This window comes from Cupriavidus sp. FW306-1B-F12B, from assembly GCF_058781795.1.
Genome location: NZ_JBYSXC010000006.1, coordinates 312,737 through 336,279, shown reverse-complemented (window position 1 = coordinate 336,279; position 23,543 = coordinate 312,737). Strand labels below are relative to the sequence as shown.

Here is a 23,543-nt window from a genome sequence, read left to right as displayed (position 1 = left end):
AGCGGGTGGCCCGGCTTACTTACATCACCTTGTCCGGCTTGCCTTCGTTACCCGCGATGAACGGGCTCCACGGCTGCGCGCGCACCGCCTTCGGCGTCTTCCACACCACCGAGAACTGGCCGTCGCCCTTCACTTCGCCGATCATCACCGGCTTGTACAGGTGGTGGTTCTCGCCCATGGTCAGCGTGAAGCCGTCCGGTGCCTTGAAGGTCTGGCCGTACATGGCGGCGCGCACCTTGTTGGTGTCGGTGGTGCCGGCCTTCTTCACGGCCTGCGCCCACATATGGATGCCCACGTAGGTGGCTTCCATCGGGTCGTTGGTCACACGCTTGTCGCCGCCGGGCAGGTTGTTGGCCTTGACCCATGCCGCCCACTGCTTGCGAAAGGCGTCGTTCTCGGGGTTCTTGACCGACATGAAGTAATTCCATGCGGCCAGGTGGCCCACCAGCGGCTTGGTATCGATGCCGCGCAGTTCCTCCTCACCCACCGAGAACGCCACCACCGGCACGTCCTTGGCCTTCAGCCCGGCGTTGCCAAGCTCCTTGTAGAACGGCACGTTGGAGTCGCCGTTGATGGTGGAGATCACCGCGGTCTTGCCGCCCTGCGAGAACTTCTTGATATTGGCGACGATGGTCTGGTAGTCGCTGTGGCCAAACGGGGTGTAGACCTCTTCGATGTCCTTGTCGGCCACGCCCTTGCTCTTCAGGAAGGCGCGCAGGATCTTGTTGGTGGTGCGCGGGTAGACGTAGTCCGTGCCCAGCAGGAAGAAGCGCTTGGCGCCGCCGCCTTCCTTGCTCATCAGGTATTCCACCGCCGGAATGGCCTGCTGGTTGGGCGCTGCACCGGTGTAGAAGACGTTCTTCGACATCTCTTCGCCTTCATACTGCACCGGGTAGAACAGCAGCGAGTTCAGCTCTTCGTAGACCGGCAGCACGGATTTGCGCGACACCGAGGTCCAGCAGCCGAAGGTCACCGCGACCTTGTCCTTGGTGATCAGCTGGCGCGCCTTTTCCGCGAACAGCGGCCAGTTCGAGGCGGGATCCACCACCACCGGCTCCAGCTTGCGCCCCAGCACGCCGCCGCTCTTGTTGATCTCGTCGATGGTCATCAGGGCCACGTCCTTCAGCGATGTCTCCGAAATGGCCATGGTGCCGGACAGCGAGTGCAGGATACCGACCTTGATCGGTTCCTTGGACTGCGCCATGGCCAGCGGGCTGGTACCGATCATTGCCGCGGCGGCTATCGCCGACAGCTTCAGCATGTCACGTCGTTGCATTTGCAGCTCCCGTTTATGGTGTTAGTCAGGGACTACGCTCCCCGGGTGATGCTTCTGCAACTAGCGTGCCATGGAGGCAGGCCGCCTGATACCCACCGCACCCCCGGCAGATGGCGTGCTGGCGCGGCGCGCAGGCGCTGCCGCCGCCCGCGATCGCGCATCCGCACCAGAGCAGTGCAGGCGGCGCACGCACCACTCCCGTGCATCTGCGCAATTCCGTGCGGGCGGCATGCGCAAGGCACCAGGCGCTGCGCGTCCCCGCACCAAGGCCGGGCGTCATGCCCCAAGGCAGGCGACGGGCAAAAAAAAAACGGGGCCCCTTGCAGGGCCCCGCTCTCGATGCCAGGACGTTGGTCCTTACATCACCATCATGTTGGCATTCAGGTTGTGCATGATCCACAGCGAACCCGCCACCACGATCACCAGGATCAGCGCCGTGAACAGCAGCGCGATCACGTTGCTGCGCTGCTCGGACGACGTGTCCAGGTGCAGGAAGTACTTCAGGTGGACCAGGATCTGGACCGCGGCCATGCCGAGGATGATCCAGAGGATGGTGCCCTTGTCCATGCTGCCGTCCATCACGAGCTTGAACGGGACCACGGTCAGGATCACGGCCAGGATGAAGCCGATTGCGTACGACTTGAAGCTGGCGTGGGTGTCATGACCCGCGTGCGAGTCGTGCGAATCGTGGGCGCCGTGCGCCGCCGGTGCGTTGTGTTGTGCCATCACAGATGTCCCATCAGGTAGACCACGGTAAACACGCCGATCCAGACCACGTCCAGGAAGTGCCAGAACAGCGACAGGCACATCAGGCGCTTGCTCAAGGTCGGGGTGATGCCCTTCTTCGACAGTTGCCACATCAGCACGATCATCCACAGCATGCCGCTGGCGACGTGCAGGCCGTGGGTGCCGACCAGCGTGAAGAACGACGACAGGAACGCGCTGCGGCCCGGGCCGGCGCCTTCGGCGATCAGGTGATGGAATTCGTTGATTTCCATCGCCATGAATGCCGCGCCCAGCAGGAACGTGATGCCGAGCCACACCTGCACGCGGCTCAGGCTGCGGTTCTGCAGCGAGATCATCGCCATGCCGTACGTGATCGAGGAGAACAGCAGGATGAAGGTCTCCACCAGCACGTAGTTGAGCTCGAACAGCTCCTTCGCCGACGGGCCGCCTGCCAGTTCGCCGCGCAGCACGGCGAAGGCCGCGAACAGTCCGGCGAAGATGATGCAGTCGCTCATCAGGTAGATCCAGAAGCCATACACCGTATTGGCACTGGTATCGTGGTGCGCATGGTCATGGCCATGCGCGTCGGCTTTGGCCGGTGCGCCGGCCTGCGCGGGGATGCGGTCTAGGACTTGAGTCGACATGGTTCTCAGGCTTGCGAAGCAATGCGCTGCAGATGGCGCGTTTCGATCTGCTCGACCTCGGTGGCCGGCACGTAGTAGTCGATATGGTCGTCGTTGCTGCGGTGGATGAACGCCCACACCATGCCCACCAGGCCAACGATGGCCATCCACCAGATATGCCAGGTCAGGGCAAAGCCGAACACCAGGCTGAAGGCGCCGATGATGAAGCCCGCGCCCGTGTTCTTGGGCATGTGGATCTTCTCGTAGCCTTCGGTCGGCAGCGTCTCGCCACGGGCCTTCATGTCGGAGAACGCGTCCAGGTCACGCACCACCGGGGTGTGCGCGAAGTTGTAGAACGGCGGCGGCGACGAGGTGGCCCACTCCAGGGTGCGGCCGCCCCACGGGTCGCCGGTCACGTCGGCCAGCTTCTTGCGGTCGCGGATCGACACCACGATCTGCAGCACCTGGAAGAAGATGCCCAGCGCCACGAACACCACGCCGACCACGGCCAGGTACAGCCACGGCGTCCAGGCCGGGTTGTCGGTGTGGTTCAGGCGGCGGGTCATGCCCATCAGGCCCAGCACGTACAGCGGCATGAAGGCGAAGTAGAAGCCGACCAGCCAGCACCAGAAGGCGCACTTGCCCAGCCGCTCGTTCAGCGTGAAGCCGAACGCCTTCGGCCACCAGTAGGTGATGCCGGCCAGGTAGCCGAACAGCACGCCGCCGATGATCACGTTGTGGAAGTGGGCGATCAGGAACAGGCTGTTGTGCAGCACGAAGTCAGCGGCCGGCACGGCCATCAGCACGCCGGTCATGCCGCCGATCACGAAGGTGATCATGAAGCCCAGCGTCCACAGCACCGGCGAGGTCATCTGGACCCGGCCGCGGTACATGGTGAACAGCCAGTTGAAGATCTTCACCCCGGTCGGGATGGAGATGATCATGGTGGTGATGCCGAAGAACGCGTTGACGTTGGCGCCCGAGCCCATCGTGAAGAAGTGGTGCAGCCACACGATGAACGACAGCACCATGATCGCGGCGGTCGCGTACACCATGCCCTTGTAGCCGAACAGCTTCTTGCCCGAGAACGTGGCGATCACTTCAGAGAAGATGCCGAACGCCGGCAGGATCAGGATGTACACCTCGGGGTGGCCCCAGATCCAGATCAGGTTCACGTACATCATGGCGTTGCCGCCACCGTCGTTCGTGAAGAAGTGGGTACCGACGTAGCGGTCCAGGCCCAGCAGCGCCAGGGTCACGGTCAGCACCGGGAAGGCAGCCACGATCAGCACGTTGGTGCACAGCGCGGTCCAGGTGAACACCGGCATGCGCATCAGCGTCATGCCCGGGGCGCGCATGCGCAGGATCGTCACCAGGAAGTTCACGCCGGTCAGCAAGGTGCCCAGGCCCGAGATCTGCAAGCTCCAGAGGTAGTAGTCCACCCCCACGCCCGGGCTGAAGTCCAGGCCCGACAGCGGCGGGTAGGCCAGCCAGCCGGTCTTGGCGAATTCACCGACGCCCAGCGAGACATTGACCAGCATGGCGCCCGACACGAACAGCCAGAACGACAGCGTGTTCAGGAACGGGAAGGCCACGTCGCGCGCGCCGATCTGCAGCGGCACGACCAGGTTCATCAGGCCGGTCATCAGCGGCATGGCCACGAAGAAGATCATGATCACGCCGTGGGCGGTGAAGATCTGGTCGTAGTGCTCGGGCGGCAGCACGCCGGTCGCGCCATTGGTGGCGAGCGCCAGCTGGGTGCGCATCATGACCGCGTCGGCGAAGCCGCGCAGCAGCATGATCAGCGCGACCAGGCAGTACATCACGCCGATCTTCTTGTGGTCGACCGAGGTGAACCACTCGTTCCAGAGGTAGCCCCACTTCTTGAAATAGGTGATCGCGCCTAGCAGCGCGGCACCGCCCAGGGCGACGCCGGCCAGAACGACCATGATGATCGGCTCATGAAACGGAATCGCCGACAAACTCAACTTGCCAAACATCATTGCTCCCAGGATTACGCGCCCGCCGGCTTGGCCGGCGTGTTCATCGACAGCTGCTCTTCGCCGAGGGTGTTGCGCGACGTGCAGATCGGGCCGCCCTTGAACCCGTCGGCGGCGAGCGCCGTGCCGCTGTGGTCCATGTACTTGTGCAGGATGTTGTGGAAGAGCTTGTCTTCCACCTTGCCGTAGTACGTGACCGGCTCCTTCTCGCTGGGTTGTGCCAGCGTCTTGTAGCCTTCAACGCCCAGTTCGGTGGACGAGGCGCGAACCTTGGCGACCCACTGGTCGAACTCATAGTTCGACATGGCGACCGCCTTGAACTTCATGCCCGAGAAGCCGCCGCCGCTGTAGTTGGCGGACACGCCGTCGTAAGAGCCGGCTTCGTTGGCGATCAGGTGGAGCTTGGTCTCCATCCCTGCCATGGCGTATACCTGGCTGCCCAGTTGCGGGATGAAGAACGAATTCATGATCGAATCCGAGGTGATCTTGAAGTTCACCGGGGTGTCGACCGGGAAGGCGATCTGGTTGACCGTGGCGATCTTCAGTTCCGGATAGATGAACAGCCACTTCCAGTTCAGCGCCACCACCTCGACGGTGACCGGCTTCTTGCTGGATTCGAGCGGCTTGTACGGGTCCAGGTCGTGCGAGGACTTCCAGGTGATGATGCCCAGCGCAATGATGATCAGGCAGGGGATCAGCCACACCACCACTTCGATCGCGGTGGAGTGCGACCAGTCCGGCTCATAGCGCGCCGAGGTATTGGACGCGCGGTACTTCCAGGCGAACACCAGCGTGAGCACGATCACCGGCACCACCACCAGCAGCATGAGCCAGGTCGCGATCAGGATGATGTTCTTGATGTCGACGCCGACCTGCCCTTTCGGGTCGAGCAGCGTCATGTTGCAGCCGGCGAGCAGGAGCAGGCCAAGGCAAGGCAGGAACCGCGTCCAACGCGGCAGTATGGGTTTCTTCATGTCACGACTGGTTTGGTTACACCGCGCTTCGGGCAAAAGCGTGGCTAAACCGCCTGATGCTCGCGCAAGAGGCGTGGGGCTGAGGGAAAACCGGAAGGACGTGTCCTTAGCTGGCGTTGCGGTCGGGCGGCGGATCGAACGCCGGGGGACCATGCGGCCTTGCAACGCCATGAACACGGAAGGACAACTGACTGCGTGCGCTGCAGGCCCTGTAGGACCTTGCCGGCGCTGCGGCACCTGGCCGAAACCGCGAACGGTCCCGGCTCAGCACAGCGGCCGGGTAGCGTTGGAATACGAGGTTTTTGCACTTCCCGACGGACTTGCCTTCATGGCAAGCGCGGTTTTCGGCCGGGGAGCGCAACACGTAAAACATCGTGGGCGCGACTGTACCGCAACGCAACATTAGGGGTAAACCCAACGGCACAGAACACACTGTTCAGCAGAACGGACAATCGACGCACAAATCCGCGAAGCAGCATTTGACCGGCATCAACGTCACAAATCGGTTCCTAAAAATGCAGAAAGCCGCGCATTAGGCGGCCTCCGGGGTGCGACATGCCTGTGTGGCATATTGTCGCACCGCGTCAAAACTGCGTATCCGTCACCCGTAGCGGCGCGTGATCGACTCGGCGACGCAGACCGGACGGTCGCTGCCCTCGCGCTCCACCGTCACTTCCCAGGTGGACTGTGCCCCCACCAGTTCGGGCGACTTCGGCAGCGGATCGAGACGCTCGACCTTCAGCAGCTTGATGCGCGCGCGCAGCTTGCTGCCCACCGGCACGGGTGCCGTGAAGCGCACGCGGTTCAGGCCGTAGTTGACGCCGATCTTCGACGGCATATGCAGCGCGTTGTGCATGAACTTTGGCAGCAGCGACAGCGTCAGGAAGCCGTGGGCGATCGGGCCGCCATAGGGCGACTCTTTCTTCGCGCGCTCCACGTCGATGTGGATCCACTGGTGGTCGCCGGTGGCATCGGCAAACTGGTTGACCTGCTGCTGGGTCACCTCGATCCAGTCGCTTACCGCGACTTCCTGGCCCTGCAGGCCTTCCAGTTCTTCCAGCGTTGCGATGGTGCGCATGTCGATAGTCTCCTCGTGACGATAAAGTGTTCTTAAGCGGGGCGGCGGCCGTACATGCCCATGCCCTTGACGGTGCAGACCAGTTCGCCGCGCTGGTTGGTGGCTTCCCACTGGGTGTGGACCACGCCGCGGTCCGGCTTGGACTGCGACGGCCGGGTATCGAGCACATTCAGCACGACGGTGAGCGTGTCGCCGGCGTAGACGGGCTTGAGCCAGCGGATCTCGTCCACGCCGGGAGAGCCCATGCTGGCCGACTTGCCGGTGGTGCTCAGCACCAGCAGCCGCATCATGATCGAGCACGTCATCCAGCCGCTCGAGATCACGCCGCCATAGATGCTCTTGGCCGCGGCTTCCTTGTCGATATGGAACGGCTGCGGATCGTACTGGCGGGCAAAGGCCAGGATCTCTTCCTCGGTGACGAGGTACGAACCCAGTTCGCGGCGGCTGCCGACTTCAAAGTCCTCGAAATACAGCATCGGTTGTCTCTCTGTAGTGATTGGCGCCAGGGCGCTAAGTTTGCTCAGGCGATGATCGCATGGCCGCCGGGGGCCGGCGTCCGTATTTGCCGAACCCGCCCCTAACGGTCCCCAAAGAAAAAAAAAACCGCGCCTGGACTACAGCGCGGTTTTGCTTGGACTGGCAGGATCAGGCAGCTTCCTGGAACCCCGGCTGGGCGGCGAACCTGCCCAGGTGGTGATCCACGTCGCCGAAGGTGGTGTTGATCAGCGTCAGCCGCTTGAACATGTGCGCGGCCGGCAGTTCGTTGGTCACGCCCATGCCGCCGTGGATCTGCACTGCCTCCTGGCCGACCGTGCGCGCTGCCTGCCCCACGCGCGCCTTGGCGGCGGAGACATAGCGGCGGCGCTCTTCCGGCATTACTTCTTCGAAGCGTGCCGCGGCCAGCAGCGTGATCGAACGCGACTGCTCGGCGTGGATGAACATCTCCACCATGCGGTGCTGCAGCGCCTGGAAGCGCGCGATCGGCACGCCGAACTGCTGGCGCGTCTTGGCATATTCCAGCGTGGCGGCATTGAGCGTATCCATCACGCCCACGGCCTCGGCGCACAGCAGCACGGCAGCGTAGTCGGCCGCTTGCTCGATCACCGGGAAGGCCTTGCCGGCTTCGCCCAGCAGTTGCGCGGGGGCATCCTGGAAGGTGATGTCGGCCGCGCGCAGGTTGTCGATGGTGCGGTAGTCCTTGATGCTGACGCCGGCGCCCGTGGCATCCACCAGGAACAGCGAGATGCCGTCCGGGTCGGCTTCGGCACCGCTGCTGCGGGCCGACACGATCAGCTTGTCGGCCTGGCCGCCGTGCAGCACCACGGTCTTGCGGCCGTTGAGCTTGCCGTCGCGGGCGGTGACGCGCACGTCGTTCAGTTCATAGCGCGCCTGCGGCTCGTTGAAGGCCACGGCCAGCTTCAGTTCGCCGCCGGCGACCTGTTCCAGCAGCGCATCCTGGCCACCGGCCAGGCCCAGGGCGTAGGCGCCCACCACCGTGGCCAGGTACGGCTCCACGATCAGGCCGCGGCCCAGCTCCTGCTGCACCACCATCATGTCCAGGGCCTTGCCCGCGAAACCGCCCTGCGCTTCCGGCACCGGCAGCGCGGTCAGGCCAAGCTCGACCAGCGAGCCCCAGGCGGCGTCGCCATAACCGGCGGCGCTTTCGTAGTTCTGCTTGCGGGACTCGAAGCCGTAGTCCTTGTCGATGAAACGGCGGACGGCGTCGGCCAGCTGCTTCTGTTCGTCGCTGAGATTGAAGTTCATGTTGCGTGTCTCCTCACAGCCCCAGAATCATCTGGCTGATGATGTTCTTCTGAATTTCGTTGGACCCGCCATAGATGGAGGTCTTGCGATAGTTGAAGTAGTACGCGGCCAGCGGCGCGGCGTCGTCGTAGCCGGTCACGGCGTGCTCGGTCTCGCACTCCAGGTAGGCGGTGTCGAACGGCTGCGCGTACGGGCCGACGGCCTCGACCATCAGCTCGGTCAGCAGCTGCTGGATCTCGGTGCCCTTGATCTTGAGCATCGAGGCCTCGGGGCCGGGGCCCTTGCCTGCCGCTTCGCTCGAGACCACACGCAGCACGGTGATTTCCAGCGCCATCAGTTCGATTTCCAGCGCGGCCACCTTGGCGCCGAACACCGGGTCTTCCAGCAGCGGCTTGCCGTTCTTCTGCTGCTGGCGCGCCACGCGCTTGAGGAAGCCGAGCTCGCGCTTGGAGTTGCCCACGCGGGCGATGCCGGTGCGCTCGTGGCCCAGCAGGTACTTGGCGTAGGTCCAGCCCTTGTTCTCTTCGCCGACGCGGTTCTCGACCGGCACCTTGACATTGTCGAAGAAGACTTCGTTCACCTCATGCTCTTCGTCGAGCATGATGATCGGGCGCACGGTGATGCCCGGGGTCTTCATGTCGATCAGCAGGAACGAGATGCCCTCCTGCTTCTTGGCCTCGGGGTCGGTGCGCACCAGGCAGAAGATCATGTCGGCGTGCTGGCCGAGCGTGGTCCAGGTCTTCTGGCCGTTGACGATATAGTGCTTGCCGTCCGAAGTCAGCTCGGCACGGGTCTTCAGCGAGGCCAGGTCCGAGCCCGAGCCCGGCTCCGAATAGCCCTGGCACCACCAGTCGGTGCAGTCCAGGATGCGCGGCAGGTAGTACGACTTTTGCTCTTCGCTGCCGTACTTCATGATCACCGGCGCGACCATCGCCACGCCGAACGGCAGCACGCCGGGCGCGCCGACGCGGGCATTCTCTTCATCCCAGATATGGCGCTGGGTGGCGTTCCAGCCGGTGCCGCCGTACTGGACCGGCCAGTGCGGTGCCGACCAGCCCTTACCGGCCAGGGTCTTGTGCCAGCGCACCAGGTCGTCGCGGTTCGGACGGCGGTGGTTGAGAATCTTGCTGCGGATGTCCGCCGGCAAGTTGGCTTCGAGCCAGCTACGCACTTCCTCGCGGAAGGCGTTGTCGGACGCCGAGTAGTTGAGATCCATGCCCGTCTCCAGTGGTGCCGGCTTGGCGTGGGGCCGCCGGCGGTTTGTTCTGCCTGCACGTCAAGCGCCGACAGCAAACGGGCACAAGACGCAATTCAGTGAGCCGTCTGCTTCAGCGCATCCGGCACCACGAGCGGGAAAGTCTCGATGCCCTCTTCGGCCAGCGCCTGCACCTCCTCCGCCGAGGCCGAACCGCGAATGCCGCGTTCCGGCGCCTCGTCATAGTGCATGCGCCTCGCCTCTTCGGCAAAGCGATCGCCAACGTCCTCGGTCTGTGCCAGCACCTGCTTCACTGCATTCATATAGAGCGCTTGCAGTGTCACCGGTGCGGCGGCCGGCTGCGCCGGCCTGGCGCTGCCTTCGCGCGCGGTCGCGCCCGACAGGTTCAGGCGCGGCGCGCTGGGCAGCCGCGTCACGGCGTGGTCGCCACAGACCGGGCATTGGACGAGGTCACGCGAGATTTGCGACTGCGCATCTTCTTCCGAGGCAAACCAGCCCTCGAAACCATGGTCATGCGCGCAGCGCAGGTCGAGCACCTTCATGATCTTTCCAGCCCGTCAAAAGCTATATTATCCGCGAATCGAAATTTTGTGAACGGTCGTGCTAAATTTTTTAGAACGACCGTTCGGGAACAACCGCATGGCGCAGAATCCACGCGGCTCACTACTCACTATACGGCGTAATGCGGCAGCGGCTGTTCGCCCGGTTGCCAGGCACCCGAGATCACTTTTTCCAGCCAGAATGCGCCGATGATGGTCTTTACGTCGGTGATGCGGCCGCTGCGGACCCAATCGATCACCTGCCCCACCGGCGTGATGAAGGTCTCGATGAACTCGCCGTCGTCGAGCTGCGCCTCGCCATGCGTCAGGTCGCGCGCCAGGAAGATGTCGATGAACTCGGTGGAATACGAGATAACCGGGTGGATGCGCGTCAGGTAGTCCCAGCGCGCCGCGCTGTAGCCGGTCTCCTCCAGCAGTTCGCGTTCGCCGCAGCGCTGCGCGCCCTCTTCCGGATCAAGCTTGCCGGCGGGGAATTCCAGCATCACTTCGCCGATCGGATAGCGGAACTGGCGCTCCATCAGCACGGTGCCGTCGCTGAACAGCGGGATCATCATCACCGCGCCCGGATGGACCACGTACTCGCGCCCGGTCTGCTTGCCGTCCGGCAGCCTGACGATATCTTGCTTGAGGGTGAGGAACTTGCCGCGATGGACCGTGGCCGAGGCGACGCACACTTCCTTCAGTGCGTCGTCGTTCCCGGCGGGTTCAGCGGTAGACGGGGTGCCGCGTTGGATCTTGTCGGTCATGGACGCTCCGGATCAGGCAGGGCCCGGCGCCGACAAGACCGGCTTCAGGCCGTGCGGTGTTTGACGAGGTATTGCCAGGTGAAGCCCGGGAAGGCAAACACCAGCATCATGCACGCGGTGATGGCGTAAAACTGCCAGCCCTGCGGGAAGGCGTTTCCAAGGCTGGCCTCCACCGCAAAGCCGGCGGCGCCCGCCACCGCGAACCATACGATCAGTTCCAGCAGGCGCAGCCACAGCGGCTTGCGCGCCCGCCGCAGCGGGATCAGCACGAACAGGCGCTGGTTCACAAACGGCAGGTTCGCACTGATCAGTGCCAGCAGGATGACAAACCAGCCGCTTGCGGATGCGCTCATGGCGTGTGGCGGATCAGGAACCCAGGGTCGAGCGGATGGCCTGGTAGCACAGGTTCATCAGCGCGGCCGGGAAAATACCCAGCAGGATCACCGCGGCGCCGTTCACGCTCAGCATCGAGCGCAGGCCAAAGGTTGCTTCCAGCTCTTCTTCAGCAGCGGGCGCATCGAAGTACATCAGCTTGACGATACGCAGGTAATAGAACGCGCCGATCAGCGAGAACAGCACGGCCACCACGGCCAGCCAGGTCATGCCCGACTTGACCACCGCATCCAGCACGGCCAGCTTGGCATAGAAGCCCACGGTCGGCGGAATGCCGGCCAGCGAGAACATCATCACCAGCATCAGGAACGCGAACCACGGGTTGCGGCGCGACATGCCCCTCAGGTCTTCCAGGGTCTCGGCCTCGAAACCCTTGTTCGTGCGCAGCAGGATGATGCCGAAGGTGCCCAGCGTGGTCAGCAGGTAGGTCACCGAGTAGAACATCGCCGAGCTGTACGCATCGGCGGCGCCGTCAGCCTTGTTGGCGACCACGCCCGACAGCAGGCCCAGCAGCACGAAGCCCATGTGCGAGATGGTCGAGTACGCCAGCATCCGCTTCAGGTTGCTCTGCACGATGGCGGTCAGGTTGCCGATGGCCAGCGAAATGATCGACAGCACCACCAGCATCATCTGCCAGTCGCTGGCCAGGGGCAGCAGGCCTTCCACCAGCACGCGGATGAACAGCGCAAAAGCTGCCACCTTGGGGCCGCCGGCGATCAGCAGCGTCACCGCGGTCGGCGAACCCTGGTAGATGTCCGGGATCCACATGTGGAACGGCGCGGCACCCAGCTTGAACGACAGGCCGGCGACGATAAAGACCACGCCAAAGGCCAGCATGGTGGTGTTGACGCGGCCCGACTCGACCACGCGGAACACTTCGCCCAGGTTCAGCGAACCGGTGGCGCCGTACATCATCGAGATGCCGTACAGCAGGAAGCCCGAAGCCAGCGCGCCCAGCACGAAGTACTTCATCGCCGATTCCGAGGTCACGCGCGATTCGCGGCGCAGTGCCACCAGCGCGTACGACGACAGCGACAGCAGTTCCAGGCCCAGGTACAGGGTCAGGAAGTTGTTGCCGGTGATCATCACGATCTGGCCGCCCAGCGTGAACAGGGCCAGCATGTAGAACTCGCCGGCGAACATGTCGCGCTCAGCCAGGTAGCGGCGCGTGTACACCAGCGTGACAAACAGGCCCGCCGCGCAGAACGCCGACAGCACGTTGGCCATCGGGTCGATCACCACCAGGTTGGAAAACGCGTAGTGGGTCTCGCCGGCGGCGGCGTTCAGGCCGAACCACACCGTCAGCACCAGGGTGGTCAGCAGCGACAGCGGATAGGCAACGCTTTGCTTGCCCTTGCCGCGCGCAAGGTCGATCCAGTTGATCGCGGCGATGGCGATCGCCAGGAAGATGATCGGCGCCACAGGGCCGAGTGTCGAGGACGGTTGCATGTTGATTTCTCTCCCCGATTACAGCTTGGACTGCGCCGCGTGGGACAGCAGGTTCACCACGGACGCGTGCATCACGTCGGTAAAGGGCTTCGGGTGCAGGCCCATGTACAGCGTCATGATGGCCAGCAGGCCGAGCATGACGAACTCACGCTTGTTCAGGTCGACCAGCTCGCGCACGTGCTGGTGGACGATATCGCCGAAGATCACGCGCTTGACCATCCACAGCGAGTAGGCGGCGCCGAAGATCAGTGCGGTGGCGGCCAGCAGGCCGATCCAGAAGTCGAACTTGACCGCGCCCAGGATCACCATGAATTCGCCGACGAAGCCCGAGGTGGCCGGCAGGCCGCAGTTGGCCATCGCGAAGAACACTGCCAGCGCGGCGAACTTGGGCATGGTGTTGACCACGCCGCCGTAGTCGGCGATCTGGCGCGAGTGCACGCGGTCGTACAGCACGCCGATGCAAAGGAACATCGCGCCGGAGATAAAGCCGTGCGAGATCATCTGCACGATGCCGCCTTCAACGCCGATGTCGCTGAAGATGAAGAAGCCCAGCGTGACGAAGCCCATGTGGGCGATCGACGAGTACGCCACCAGCTTCTTCATGTCGGCCTGCACCAGGGCGACCAGGCCGATGTAGATCACCGCGATCAGCGAGATGGTGATGATGAACGGGGCCAGGTAGTGGCTGGCGTCAGGCGCGATCGGCAGCGAGAACCGCAGGAAACCGTAGGCGCCCAGCTTCAGCATGATGGCAGCCAGCACCACCGAACCGCCGGTCGGCGCTTCCACGTGGGCGTCCGGCAGCCAGGTGTGCACCGGCCACATCGGCACCTTGACCGCGAAGGCGACGAAGAAGGCAATGAACAGCGCGATCTGCTCGTTCATCGACAGCTTGGCCTGGTGCCATTGCAGGATTTCGAAGGTACCGGTCTTGTTGTACAGGTACAGCAGCGCGATCAGCGTCAGCAGCGAGCCCGCCAGCGTGTACAGGAAGAACTTGAACGCGGCATAGACGCGGTTCGGGCCGCCCCAGACACCGATGATGATGTACATCGGGATCAGCGTGGCCTCGAAGAACACGTAGAACAGCATGCCGTCCAGCGTGCAGAACACGCCGACCATCAGGCCCGACAGGATCAGGAACGAGGCCATGTACTCGGCCACACGCTCGGTGATCACTTCCCAGGCCGAGATCACCACGATCACCGTGATGAAGGCGGTCAGCACCACGAACCACATCGAGATGCCGTCAACACCCAACAGGTAGTTGATATTGAAGCGTTCGATCCAGCTCGCCTTTTCGACGAACTGCATGGCCGCGCTGGCGCGGTCGAAGTGGAATACCAGCGGCAGCGTGACGACAAAGCTGGCGATCGAGCCGAACAGCGACATCCACCGGACAAAGCCCGGGCTGCGGTCCGAGCCGAAGGCCAGGATCAGCAGGCCGAAAAAGACAGGCAGCCAGATTGAGAAAGACAGAACCATTTCTATGTTTTCCTTACTTGGTGCCTATCACTTGGTGCCGATCACGCCCGTGACCGTTAGCGTCAGCAGCACCAGCATGCCGACGATCATCGCGAACGCGTAGTGGTAGATATAGCCCGACTGCAGGTAGCGGCTTGCCGAAGCAAACGAAGCCACCAGGCGCGCCGCGCCGTTAACGAACAGGCCGTCGATCAGGCTCTGGTCGCCGCCCTTCCACAGGCCGGTACCGAGCAGGCGTGCGCCGCGGGCGAACACGGCCTGGTTGATGGCGTCCATGTAGTACTTGTTGTCCAGCAGCTTGTAGAGACCCGAGAAGCGGTTCGCGATGGCTTCAGGGATATCCGGGCGCTTCATATAGAAGAACCAGGACAGCACCACACCGGCGACGGCCAGCCACAGCACGGGCGTGGTCAGCGAGTGGATCGCCATTGCCACCCAGCCGTGGAATGCTTCCTTGAGCTCGGCCATGGCGTGGTGGTTCTCGCCAACGAAGATCACGTCCTTGAACGCGATGCCGTTCTTGAAGAAATTACCAAACAGCATCGGCTCGATCGCGATCGCACCGACGATCACCGACGGGATCGCCAGCAGCACCAGCGGCAGCGTCACCACCCACGGCGACTCGTGCGGCTTCTCGCCGGCGGCCAGGCCATGGTGGTGGTCGTGCGAGACCTCTTCGTCCTCATGGTCGCCCTCATGATGCTGGTGGGCATGGTTCTGGCCCCAGCGCTCCTTGCCGTGGAAGACCAGGAAGTACATGCGGAACGAGTAGAACGCGGTGACGAACACGCCCGCCAGCACGGCGAAGTAGGCAAAGCCCGAACCCGCGATATGCGACTCGGCCACGGCCTCGATGATCGAGTCCTTGGAGTAGAAGCCCGCGAAGAACGGCGTGCCGATCAGCGCCAGCGAACCCACCAGCGAGGTGATCCAGGTGATCGGCATGTACTTGCGCAGGCCGCCCATGTTGCGGATGTCCTGGTCGTGGTGCATGCCGATGATGACCGAGCCCGCACCCAGGAACAGCAGTGCCTTGAAGAACGCGTGCGTCATCAGGTGGAACACGGCCACCGAGTATGCCGAAGCGCCCAGCGCCACGGTCATGTAGCCCAGCTGCGACAAGGTCGAGTAAGCGACCACGCGCTTGATGTCGTTCTGGATGATGCCCAGGAAGCCCATGAACAGCGCCGTGATGGCACCGATCACCAGCACGAAGGACAGCGCCGTATCCGACAGCTCGAACAGCGGCGACATGCGCGCCACCATGAAGATGCCGGCGGTCACCATCGTTGCCGCGTGGATCAGCGCCGAGATCGGGGTCGGGCCTTCCATCGAGTCAGGCAGCCAGACGTGCAGCGGGAACTGCGCCGACTTGCCCATCGCGCCGATGAACAGGCAGATGCAGGCCACGGTGATCATCAGCCAGTCGGTGCCCGGGAAGATCACGGTCGCCAGCTGGTCGCGCGCGGCGAACACTTCGGTGTAGTTCATGCTGCCGGCGTAGGCCAGCAGCAGGCCGATGCCGAGGATAAAGCCGAAGTCGCCGACGCGGTTGACCAGGAACGCCTTCATGTTGGCGAAGATCGCCGTCGGGCGGGTGTACCAGAAGCCGATCAGCAGGTACGACACCAGGCCCACCGCTTCCCAGCCGAAGAACAGCTGCAGGAAGTTGTTGCTCATCACCAGCATCAGCATCGAGAAGGTGAACAGCGAGATGTAGGCGAAGAAGCGGTTGTAGCCGGGGTCCCCGTCCATGTAGCCGACGGTGTAGATGTGCACCATCAGCGAGACGAAGGTCACCACCACCATCATCATCGCGGTCAGCGAGTCGACCAGGAAGCCGACCTCCATCTTCAGGCTGCCGATGGCCATCCACTCGTAGACGGTGCCGTTGTAGCCGGCGCCGTTCATCACGTCGAGCAGCACCATCACCGACAGCACGCAGGCAATGGCCACGCCCAGAATCGTCGAGGTGTGGGCCACCATCCGGCCGCCGCGCGACTCCGAGGAAAACAGGTCAAAGAACTTGGTACCGAACAGGCCGGCGATCGCGGAGCCGACTAGCGGCGCCAGCGGGATCGCAAGCAGCAGGTTGGGGTTGAGCGTGGTTGCCATAGGACGCTTAGTGGTGTGCGGTCGGTGAGTCTTGGGTATCTGCGTAGTGCGCCACGGATCAGCCCTTGAGGGTATCCATGTCGTCCACGTTGATCGTATCCAGGTTGCGGAACAGCACAACCAGGATGGCGAGACCGATTGCCGACTCGGCGGCGGCCACCGTGAGGATGAAGAAAACGAAAACCTGACCAGCCAGGTCGCTCAGGTAATGCGAGAAGGCGACGAAGTTGATGTTCACCGCAAGCAGCATCAGTTCGATCGCCATCAGCAGCACGATCACGTTCTTGCGGTTCAGGAAGATGCCGACGATGCTGATCGCAAACAGGATCGCACCGAGCACGAGGAAATGAGCGAGAGAGAGCACAGCGATTTCTCCGGGCTTTAGTTCTTATTGGCGGCAGCCGCGGCTTCCGTCTGCTGGGTCTGGCCTTCGGACTGCATCGGCACCAGGCGCACGCGCTCGTCGCGGCGGGTGCGCAGCTGCGCCGACACGTCCTGGGCCTTGACGTCCTTGCGGCGGCGCAGGGTCAGCGCCACGGCGGCGATGATCGCCACCAGCAGGATGATGCCGGCCACTTCGAAGGCGTAGATATAGTCGGTGTAGATCAGCTTGCCGAGCGCGGCGGTGTTCGAGTAGCCCGGCTCCTGCGAACCGTTGGTGGCCACCGGCGTGGTGGTGCCGATAAAGTTGCGCACCAGCACGATCGCCATTTCGGCGATGATCAGCGCGCCCACCACCGAGGCCATCGGCACATAGGTCCAGAAGTCCCGCCGCAGGTGCTCGATGTCGATATCGATCATCATCACCACGAACAGGAACAGCACCATCACCGCGCCGACATAGACCAGCACCAGCAGGATGGCGAGGAATTCCGCCTTGAGCAGCATCCAGATCGCCGCGGCCGTGAAAAACGACAGCACGAGGAACAGTGCGGAATGCACCGGGTTCTTCGCAGTGATGACTTTCAGTGCGGAGAGCACCAGCACCAGCGCAAAGACGTAGAAGATGGTGGTCGTGAGTTCCATGGTCCCTATCGGATCCTCTCTGGGCCGTCCGGCACAAGCCACCCCTCGGGTGGCCCGCTCCTGCGGCATCCTTGCATTGGCCCCTTGCATTGCAGGGGCCGCATTCAAATTCGGTGGCGGCGGCTGCCAGGTCTGCTGCTTGCGGCAGCCGCGAACCGGTCGTTACTACTGTCGCTGCTTCGGCTTAGCGATACTTTGCGTCGGCAGCCTTGGCTGCGGCGATCTGCGGCTCGTAGCGGTCGCCCACTGCCAGCAGCATGTCCTTGGTGAAGTACAGGTCGCCGCGCTTCTCGCCGTGGTACTCCAGGATCTGCGTTTCCACGATGGCGTCGACCGGGCAGGCCTCTTCGCAGAAACCGCAGAAGATGCACTTGGTCAGGTCGATGTCATAGCGGGTCGTGCGGCGCGTGCCGTCGGCGCGCGCGTCGGACTCGATCGTGATGGCCAGCGCCGGGCACACCGCCTCGCACAGCTTGCAGGCGATGCAGCGCTCTTCCCCGTTGGGGTAGCGGCGCAGCGCGTGCAGGCCGCGGAAGCGCGGCGAGATCGGCGTTTTCTCTTCCGGGAACTGGACGGTGATCTTGCGCGCGAAGAGATAGCGGCCGGTCAGGGCCATGCCCTTGAAGAGTTCCTTCAGGAGCAGGCTGTTGAAGAAGTCCTTGATGGCGAGCAGCATGATGCTTCCTAGTATTTCCACACGGTGCGCGCCACGGCGCGCACCGTCGTTTGGCCGTTCAGTGCCAGATGTTCCAGGGCGACTTGATCCAGATCGCCACGATGATCAGCCACGCCACCGTCAGCGGGATGAACACCTTCCAGCCCAGGCGCATGATCTGGTCATAGCGGTAGCGCGGGAACGAGGCACGGATCCAGATGAAGACGGACAGCAGCAGGAATACCTTGATCACCAGCCAGAAGAAGCCCGGGATCGCATTGGTCAGCACGCTATCGACCGGGGGCGCCCAGCCGCCCAGGAACATCAGCGCGGTCATCGTCGAGATGATGATCATGTTGATGTACTCGGCCAGGAAGAACAGCGCGAAGCCCATGCCCGAGTATTCGATCATGTGGCCGGCCACGATTTCCGACTCGCCTTCCACCACGTCGAACGGGTGGCGGTTGGTTTCGGCCACGCCCGAGATAAAGTAGACGCCGAACATCGGCAGCAGCGGCAGCCAGTTCCACGACAGGATGTTGATGCCCATGTCGGCAAAGTAACCGGTGTTCTGGCCGTTGACGATGGCCGACAGGTTCAGGCTGCCGGCAACCATCAGCACCGTCACCAGCGCAAAGCCCATGGCGATTTCATACGACACCATCTGGGCCGCGGCGCGCATGGCGCCGATGAAGGCGTACTTGGAGTTCGAGGCCCAGCCGGCCAGGATCACGCCGTACACGCCCACCGAGCTGATCGCCATCACGTACAGCAGGCCGGCGTTGACGTCCGCCAGCACCACTTCAGCCTGGAACGGAATCACGGCCCAGACCGCCACGGCGGGCATCAGCACCATCAGCGGGGCAATCAGGTACATGCCCCGGCTGACCTGCGTGGGCATCATGACTTCCTTGAGCAGCAGCTTCAGCACGTCGGCGATCGGCTGCAGCAGGCCCAGCGGACCCACGCGGTTCGGACCGATACGGACGTGCATCCAGCCGATCAGCTTGCGCTCCCACAGGATCAGGTAAGCCACGCACAGCAGCAGCGGCACCACGATGATCACGGCGCGAATCAGGATCCACAGCGGTGTCCAGTAGGCACCCAGCAGGCCCTGTCCTTGCGAGGTAATCCAGTCAATCATGTCTTGTTCTCGCTCTTGTTCTTACGCCGTGGCCACGGTGCCGGTGGCCGGCGCCAGGTCAATGGCCTTCTCTACGGTGACCGTGCCGTACATCGCGCCCAGGCTCATGGCCGCCGGCGTTGCCGCCGGCACGCGCACGGTGTTGGCCGGGAGAGTGGCTTCGAGCACGGCCGGCAGCACCACGCTGCCCTGCCCTTGCGTGACCCGCACCGGATCGCCGGACTGGATGCCAAGGCTGGCGAACAGGTCGGCCGGCAGCGAGATCTGCATGGCGCGGCGCGCGGCAGCGCTCAGCTGCAGCGATTCGGCGCGGCGCACGATCGGGTCGGCGTGGTAGATGGGCACATCGGCGATGCGTTCGATGCCGTTGGCCGCAGCGGCGGCAACGCGGATCGGCGCGTCGGTGGCGTTGTCCAGCTGCGCGTCGACCGGGGCCGACAGCACTTCGGCACGCACCGACTCGGCGGTTTCGTAGTCGAAGCCGGCCACGTCCAGCAGGTTGCCCAGCACGCGCAGCACCTTCCAGCCCGGACGCGATTCGCCCAGCGCGCGGACCACGCCGTTGAAGCTCTGCGGCTTGCCTTCGCAGTTGACGAAGGTGCCGGCGGTTTCCGTGAACGGCGTCACCGGCAGGATCACGTCGGCGTACTGCATGGCCGCTTCCGAGCGGAACGGCGACAGCACCACCACCGTGCCGGCCTGGGCCAGCGCGGCCAGCGCCTTGCGCGGGTCGGCGGCGTCGAACTCGGGTTCGGTGTTCAGCAGGATGTAGGCCTTGCGCGGCGTGTCCAGCATCGCCTGCGCATTGGCGCCACCCTGCCTGGGCAGCGCGCCGGCGACATAGCCGCCGACGGTGTTGGCGGCTTCGGTCAGGAAGCCCAGCGTCGCACCGGTTTCAGTGGCGATCCACTGTGCCAGCGCGTGCAGCGCCGAGAACTGCGGATGGCGCACGGCCTCGTTGCCGAGGAACACCGCGCGGCGCTCGCCCGACAGCAGCGCTTCGGCCGTCTTGGCGGCAACATCGCCACCGTCGAAACCTTCGGTGCCGGCCGGGGCGGCCACGCCCTTGGCAGCAGCCACGGCACGGGCCACGCCGGCGAGGGCCGCGGTCCAGCCCGACGGCGCCACGTCGATGCGGGCGGCCACGGGCATCAGCAGGTCTTCACCGCCGGCGCCCAGCACGGCCACGCGGGCGCCCTTCTTGGTAGCCTGGCGCAGGCGCGAGGCCAGCAGCGGATGATCCTTGCGCAGCGACGAGCCGATCACCAGCACGCGTTGCAGCGTGGTCACGTCGGCCACCGGCATGCCGAGCCACGGCGCGCCCTTGAGCGCGGCCGAGAAGTCGGACTGGCGCAGGCGGAAGTCGACGTTGTCGCTGCCCAGGCCGCGCACCAGCTTGCCCAGCAGGAACAATTCTTCGAGCGTGCTGTGCGGGCTGGCGAGCGCGGCGATCTGGTCGGCGCCGTGCTCGCGCTTGATGCCGGCCAGGCCGTTGGCCACGTATTCGAGTGCGGTCTGCCAGTCGGTTTCCATCCATTCGCCGCCCTGCTTCAGCAGCGGGCGGGTCAGGCGGTCGGCGCTGTTCAGGCCTTCATACGAGAAGCGGTCCTTGTCGGAGATCCAGCACTCGTTGATGTCTTCGTTTTCCAGCGGCAGCACGCGCATCACGCGCTGGTTCTTGGTCTGCACCACCAGATTCGCGCCCAGGCCGTCGTGCGGCGACACCGACTTGCGGCGGGCCAGTTCCCAGGTGCGGGCCGAGTAGCGGAACGGCTTGCTGGTCAGCGCGCCGACCGGGCACAGGTCGATCATGTTGCCCGACAGTTCCGAATCGACGGTCTTGCCGACGAAGGTGGTGATCTCGGAATGCTCGCCGCGGCCCAGCATGCCCAGCTCCATCACGCCGGCCACTTCCTGGCCGAAACGCACGCAGCGGGTGCAGTGGATGCAGCGGGTCATCTCCTCCATGGAGATCAGCGGGCCCACGTTCTTGTGGAACACCACGCGCTTCTCTTCCTTGTAGCGCGACTCCGAGGCACCGTAGCCCACGGCCAGATCCTGCAGCTGGCATTCGCCGCCCTGATCGCAGATCGGGCAGTCGAGCGGGTGGTTGATCAGCAGGAATTCCATCACGGACTTCTGCGCCTTGACCGCCTTCTCCGAATTGGTGAAGACCTTCATGCCGGGGGTCACCGGCGTGGCGCAGGCAGGCAGCGCCTTCGGGGCCTTTTCGACCTCGACCAGGCACATGCGGCAGTTGGCCGCGATGGACAGTTTGCGGTGGTAGCAGAAGTGCGGGATATAGGTGCCCAGCTTGCGGGCTGCTTCCATCACCAGGCTGCCTTCAGCAACCTCAACCTTCTTGCCGTCGATCTCTAGTTCAACCATGTTCTGCCACGCTTAGATGTAGGCCGGAACCATGCACTGCTTGTGTTCGACGTGATATTCGAACTCTTTCCAGTAGTGCTTGAGCATGCCGCGGACCGGCATCGCCGCGGCATCGCCGAGCGCGCAGATGGTGCGGCCCATGATGTTTTCCGCGACGTTATTGAGCAGGTCCAGGTCTTCCTGGCGCCCCTCTCCGTGTTCGATGCGATTGACCATGCGGTAGAGCCAGCCGGTGCCTTCGCGGCAGGGCGTGCACTGGCCGCACGATTCCTCAAAATAGAAGTACGACAGGCGCAGCAGCGAGCGGACCATGCAGCGCGTCTCGTCCATCACGATCACCGCGCCCGAGCCCAGCATCGAGCCGGCCTTGGCGATCGAGTCATAGTCCATGTCGGACGCCATCATCAGGTCGCCCGGCACCACCGGCGCGGACGAACCGCCCGGGATCACCGCCTTGATGCGCTTGCCGCCGCGCATGCCGCCGGCGAGCTCCAGCAGCTTGGCGAACGGCGTGCCCAGCGGGATCTCGTAGTTGCCGGGACGCTCGACGTCGCCCGAGATCGAGAAGATCTTGGTGCCGCCGTTGTTCGGCTTGCCCAGCTTCAGGTAGTTCTCGGGGCCGACGGCCAGCAGGAACGGCACCGCGGCGAAGGTCTCGGTGTTGTTGATGGTGGTCGGCTTGCCGTACAGGCCAAAGCTGGCCGGGAACGGCGGCTTGAAACGCGGCTGGCCCTTCTTGCCTTCCAGCGATTCGAGCAGCGCGGTTTCCTCGCCGCAGATATAGGCGCCGTAGCCGTGGTGCGCGTGCAGCTGGAAATCGAAGCCCGAGCCCAGGATGTTGTCACCCAGGAAGCCGGCCGCGCGCGCCTCTTCGAGGGCTTCCTCGAAGATCTTGTACTCGTTCCAGATTTCGCCGTGGATGTAGTTGTAGCCCACGGTGATGCCCATCGCATACGCGCCGATGGCCATGCCTTCGATCAGCGAGTGCGGGTTGTAGCGGATGATGTCGCGGTCCTTGAACGTGCCGGGCTCGCCTTCATCGGTGTTGCAGACCAGGTATTTCTGACCCGGGAAGGTGCGCGGCATGAAGCTCCACTTCAGCCCGGTCGGGAAACCCGCACCGCCGCGGCCACGCAGGCCCGATGTCTTGACATCGGCGATCACCTGCTCGGGCGGGATCTTCTCGGTCAGGATGCGCTTCAGTTGCTGGTAGCCGCCACGCTTGACGTAGTCTTCCAGGTGCCAATTCTTGCCGTCCAGGCCGGCCAGGATCAGCGGCTGGATATGGCGGTCGTGCAGACTGGTCATATTACTTGCCCCCCTTGGCGGCTTCGCTCTTGAGCTCGTCGACAAGCGCGTCGAGCTTGTCGTCGCTCATGAAGCTGCACATGCGGGTGTTGTTGACGATCATCACCGGCGCGTCGCCGCAAGCGCCCATGCACTCGCCCTCTTTCAGGGTGAAGCAGCCGTCAGCGGTGGTCTCGTTGTAGTCGATCCCGAGCTTGCGCTTCAGGTACTCGCCAGCCCGCTCGCCGCCCGACAGGGCGCACGGCAGGTTGGTGCAGACGGCGAGCTTGAATTTGCCCACCGGCTTGGTGTCATACATGTTGTAGAAGGTCGCCACCTCTTCCACCCACACGGGCGGCATCTCGAGGTAGTTGGCGACGAACTGCATGACTTCGGGGGAAACCCAGCCCACCTCGCCCTGCGCCACGGCAAGCGCCGCCATCACGGCCGACTGCTTCTGGTCGGCCGGATACTTCGCGATCGCGCGATCGATTTCCTTGAGAGCTTCTGCTGATAGCATGGTCATTGCAGTAAAACGGCGTCAGGCAGCGCCACCGGGCGTTCCCTTCCGCAGGTTTGCAGCCGTCGCTGCCCGTTCCGCCGGCAGGCCTGAGGCCGTACCGGTCCGCCGCGGGTCT

22 protein-coding genes are annotated in these 23,543 nt (G+C 63.9%); all 22 read right to left on the bottom strand.

The features are described 5' to 3' along the window. Positions 1–19: 19 nt before the first annotated feature. On the bottom strand, positions 20–1,276 hold the full coding sequence (gene urtA / locus AC3WLE_RS13525; protein ID WP_010809107.1) for an urea ABC transporter substrate-binding protein: 1,257 nt from the start codon (positions 1,274–1,276) through the stop codon (positions 20–22). Between the two features lie 357 nt (positions 1,277–1,633). After that, positions 1,634–2,002, bottom strand: a complete 369-nt coding sequence (gene cyoD / locus AC3WLE_RS13520) for a cytochrome o ubiquinol oxidase subunit IV (RefSeq protein ID WP_492320904.1) — start codon at positions 2,000–2,002, stop codon at positions 1,634–1,636. After that, positions 2,002–2,646 carry a cytochrome o ubiquinol oxidase subunit III gene (gene cyoC / locus AC3WLE_RS13515; protein ID WP_058698665.1) on the bottom strand — a complete coding sequence of 215 codons (645 nt, stop codon included), beginning with the start codon at positions 2,644–2,646 and terminating at the stop codon, positions 2,002–2,004. The genes cyoD and cyoC overlap by 1 nt, the downstream gene beginning before the upstream one ends. A gap of 5 nt (positions 2,647–2,651) precedes the next feature. Further along, positions 2,652–4,625, bottom strand: coding sequence for a cytochrome o ubiquinol oxidase subunit I (gene cyoB / locus AC3WLE_RS13510; protein WP_010809110.1), 1,974 nt, complete (start codon positions 4,623–4,625; stop codon positions 2,652–2,654). A gap of 14 nt (positions 4,626–4,639) precedes the next feature. Continuing rightward, complete coding sequence (gene cyoA / locus AC3WLE_RS13505) at positions 4,640–5,599, bottom strand: ubiquinol oxidase subunit II (RefSeq protein WP_492357022.1); 960 nt, start codon at positions 5,597–5,599, stop codon at positions 4,640–4,642. A 601-nt stretch (positions 5,600–6,200) separates the two neighbouring features. Further along, positions 6,201–6,677: a MaoC family dehydratase gene (locus tag AC3WLE_RS13500; RefSeq protein WP_492320906.1), complete on the bottom strand. Its 477-nt coding sequence runs from the start codon at positions 6,675–6,677 to the stop codon at positions 6,201–6,203. Between the two features lie 32 nt (positions 6,678–6,709). Then, positions 6,710–7,153: a MaoC family dehydratase gene (locus AC3WLE_RS13495; RefSeq protein WP_035819974.1), complete on the bottom strand. Its 444-nt coding sequence runs from the start codon at positions 7,151–7,153 to the stop codon at positions 6,710–6,712. A gap of 169 nt (positions 7,154–7,322) precedes the next feature. Continuing rightward, positions 7,323–8,441, bottom strand: a complete 1,119-nt coding sequence (locus AC3WLE_RS13490; RefSeq protein WP_492357023.1) for an acyl-CoA dehydrogenase family protein — start codon at positions 8,439–8,441, stop codon at positions 7,323–7,325. Between the two features lie 13 nt (positions 8,442–8,454). Next, complete coding sequence (locus tag AC3WLE_RS13485) at positions 8,455–9,657, bottom strand: acyl-CoA dehydrogenase family protein (protein WP_492320909.1); 1,203 nt, start codon at positions 9,655–9,657, stop codon at positions 8,455–8,457. Between the two features lie 95 nt (positions 9,658–9,752). After that, positions 9,753–10,199 (bottom strand): DUF1178 family protein, encoded by a 447-nt coding sequence (locus AC3WLE_RS13480; RefSeq protein ID WP_492320910.1) that lies wholly within the window; start codon positions 10,197–10,199, stop codon positions 9,753–9,755. A 128-nt stretch (positions 10,200–10,327) separates the two neighbouring features. Then, a complete protein-coding gene (locus AC3WLE_RS13475) occupies positions 10,328–10,963 on the bottom strand; it encodes an NUDIX domain-containing protein (RefSeq protein ID WP_492320911.1) in 636 nt (211 codons plus the stop codon). Between the two features lie 44 nt (positions 10,964–11,007). Next, positions 11,008–11,316, bottom strand: coding sequence for a DUF2818 family protein (locus tag AC3WLE_RS13470; protein ID WP_010809118.1), 309 nt, complete (start codon positions 11,314–11,316; stop codon positions 11,008–11,010). A gap of 13 nt (positions 11,317–11,329) precedes the next feature. Continuing rightward, positions 11,330–12,805: an NADH-quinone oxidoreductase subunit NuoN gene (gene nuoN, locus AC3WLE_RS13465; RefSeq protein WP_492320912.1), complete on the bottom strand. Its 1,476-nt coding sequence runs from the start codon at positions 12,803–12,805 to the stop codon at positions 11,330–11,332. 18 nt (positions 12,806–12,823) lie between these two features. Then, the gene (locus AC3WLE_RS13460) at positions 12,824–14,290 is read right to left on the bottom strand and encodes an NADH-quinone oxidoreductase subunit M (RefSeq protein ID WP_492320913.1); all 1,467 of its coding nucleotides are present in this window, start codon (positions 14,288–14,290) and stop codon (positions 12,824–12,826) included. Positions 14,291–14,317: 27 nt separating this feature from the next. After that, on the bottom strand, positions 14,318–16,405 hold the full coding sequence (gene nuoL, locus AC3WLE_RS13455) for an NADH-quinone oxidoreductase subunit L (protein WP_492320914.1): 2,088 nt from the start codon (positions 16,403–16,405) through the stop codon (positions 14,318–14,320). A 58-nt stretch (positions 16,406–16,463) separates the two neighbouring features. Beyond that, positions 16,464–16,769, bottom strand: coding sequence for an NADH-quinone oxidoreductase subunit NuoK (nuoK, locus tag AC3WLE_RS13450; protein ID WP_492357024.1), 306 nt, complete (start codon positions 16,767–16,769; stop codon positions 16,464–16,466). 17 nt (positions 16,770–16,786) lie between these two features. Beyond that, entirely contained in the window at positions 16,787–17,431 is a 645-nt protein-coding gene (locus AC3WLE_RS13445) for an NADH-quinone oxidoreductase subunit J (protein WP_492357025.1), read from the bottom strand. Between the two features lie 184 nt (positions 17,432–17,615). After that, complete coding sequence (nuoI, locus tag AC3WLE_RS13440) at positions 17,616–18,107, bottom strand: NADH-quinone oxidoreductase subunit NuoI (protein WP_010809124.1); 492 nt, start codon at positions 18,105–18,107, stop codon at positions 17,616–17,618. 58 nt (positions 18,108–18,165) lie between these two features. Further along, on the bottom strand, positions 18,166–19,230 hold the full coding sequence (gene nuoH, locus AC3WLE_RS13435; protein WP_340528739.1) for an NADH-quinone oxidoreductase subunit NuoH: 1,065 nt from the start codon (positions 19,228–19,230) through the stop codon (positions 18,166–18,168). Between the two features lie 21 nt (positions 19,231–19,251). Further along, positions 19,252–21,618: an NADH-quinone oxidoreductase subunit NuoG gene (gene nuoG / locus AC3WLE_RS13430; RefSeq protein ID WP_492357026.1), complete on the bottom strand. Its 2,367-nt coding sequence runs from the start codon at positions 21,616–21,618 to the stop codon at positions 19,252–19,254. 12 nt (positions 21,619–21,630) lie between these two features. Next, on the bottom strand, positions 21,631–22,926 hold the full coding sequence (gene nuoF, locus AC3WLE_RS13425; RefSeq protein WP_340528743.1) for an NADH-quinone oxidoreductase subunit NuoF: 1,296 nt from the start codon (positions 22,924–22,926) through the stop codon (positions 21,631–21,633). A gap of 1 nt (position 22,927) precedes the next feature. Continuing rightward, positions 22,928–23,425, bottom strand: coding sequence for an NADH-quinone oxidoreductase subunit NuoE (nuoE, locus tag AC3WLE_RS13420; protein ID WP_029044768.1), 498 nt, complete (start codon positions 23,423–23,425; stop codon positions 22,928–22,930). Between the last annotated feature and the right edge of the window lie 118 nt (positions 23,426–23,543).